At 54.3% G+C, this 1099-nt stretch carries 1 protein-coding gene; it reads left to right on the top strand.

Annotation, left to right across the window (positions count from 1 at the left end; genetic code table 11):
• Positions 1–7: 7 nt before the first annotated feature.
• A partial coding sequence (locus tag D6783_03180) for a chromosome segregation protein SMC (protein RME53003.1) occupies positions 8–1099 on the top strand: 1092 nt, incomplete at its 3' end.

Raw genomic sequence — 1099 nt, 5'->3', positions numbered from 1 at the left:
TTACCGGGTGGCCATCGAGAACTACCTGGAACCTTACCTCAATTACTACGTCGTAAAAGACCTCGATGAGGCACAGGCCGCCATACGCTTGCTGAACAAGGCCCAAAAAGGCAAAGCCAACTTCTTCATCCTCGATGCCTTCAAGGATTTTCAGCCGCCGGCCACACTGACACCCTCGGAAGCAAAACCGGCCGTTGACCTCATCCAGTGCGACCCGGCCCACCGCAACCTGATCAACTTCCTGCTGCACCATGTGGTGGTGACCGAAACAGACGAACTGGCCAAAGAAATTTCCGACGAAAAGCTGACCGTGCTGGCCAAGAGCGGCCGCTACATTCAGCGCAAATACACCATCAGCGGGGGTAGTGTCGGTTTGTTCGAAGGCAAGAAAATCGGACGGAAAAAGAACCTGGAAGTGCTGGAAAAAACCATACAGCGCAGCCAGCAGGAGGAGGACAAGCTGAGCTCCCGGCTCCACCAGTTGCGCGACCAGCTCAGCCAGCTGAAAATGGCCAAAGATGCCGGTTCCATCCAACAGGCACAGGCCCGCCTCAATCAAACCATTCAGGAAATTGCCACTCTCAGGGCAAAGCGGGAGAGCTTCGAAAACTACCTGGCAGAGAATGCTTTTCGTCGCAAGGAAATCGAGGAGCGCATCGAACAGCTGAGTGCAAAAAACAAAGAGATTGAAAGCGCTCTGGGCAGCATGAGCAAAGAGGTGGAAAAGGCCCGGGAGCAGATCTCCAACACCGACGGCAGCTTCCGCAAGGTGGCCGAAGAACTCAGCCAGGCCAGCGCTGCTTACAACGAAAAAAACATCGCTTTCATCCGGCAACAGAACAAGGTCAGCTCCATCCAGCGGGAATTGTCATTCCGGGAAAAGAACCTCGACGAAGCCCGGGCAACGCTGGCAAACGCACAGCGCCTACTGCAACAGTCAACCGATGAGATTGCCAGCCTGAACGATCAGATAGAACAGCTCCAGAAAGACCTCCTGGAAATGTACGACCTCCGCAAAAGCAAGGAAGGCTCGTTGAGCGAAGCGGAACAGGAATTCTTCAAAGCCAGGGGTGGGGTTAACGAAATAGAGGACAAGCTG

This window comes from Candidatus Woesearchaeota archaeon, assembly GCA_003694805.1.
GTDB lineage: Archaea > Nanobdellota > Nanobdellia > Woesearchaeales > J110 > J110.
This window is presented reverse-complemented; position numbering and strand designations above follow the sequence as displayed.